Here is a 572-nt window from a genome sequence, read left to right on the forward strand (position 1 = left end):
AGATGACGGACCGGACCGTGTGGGAGGTGTTCGAAGCAGAACGCCCGCAGCTTGTGCCCTATGCCGGACGCTTCGACGGCTTCCATTCCGTGCCGGCGGCCGTGTCCAAGACCTGCCTCGTGCGGTTCGACAACAACAAATACTCGGTGATGGCCAGCGCGGTGGGGCGACCGGTCGAGATCCGCGCCTATGCCGAACGCATCGAGATCCGGCAGGACGGCCGACTTGTCGGGGATCACCCCCGCTGCTTTGGCCGGGGGCGGACCGGTTACGATCCATGGCACTATGTGCCGGTCCTGGTGCGCAAGCCTGGGGCGCTGCGCAACGGCGCGCCGTTCAAGGACTGGGTGTTACCCGGTGCCCTGGAGAAGGTGCGCCGCAAGCTGAAGGGCGTCGATGACGGTGATCGCCAGATGGTCGACATCCTCGCCGCCGTCCTGACCGAAGGCCTGCCCGCGGTGGAGGCCGCTTGTGCCGAGGCCATCGCGCAGGGCGTCCATTCCGCCGATGTCATCCTGAACATCCTGGCACGCCGCCGCGATCCGGCGCCGCCGCCCTTGCTGCTGACTTCA

1 protein-coding gene is annotated in these 572 nt (G+C 67.3%); it reads left to right on the plus strand.

What is annotated here, in order from left to right; genetic code table 11:
• Window positions 1–572 (plus strand): Mu transposase domain-containing protein (locus Q5Y72_RS19790; protein ID WP_443147233.1); only part of this gene is annotated, 572 nt, incomplete at both ends.

Source organism: Paracoccus spongiarum (assembly GCF_030732095.1).
GTDB lineage: Bacteria > Pseudomonadota > Alphaproteobacteria > Rhodobacterales > Rhodobacteraceae > Paracoccus > Paracoccus spongiarum.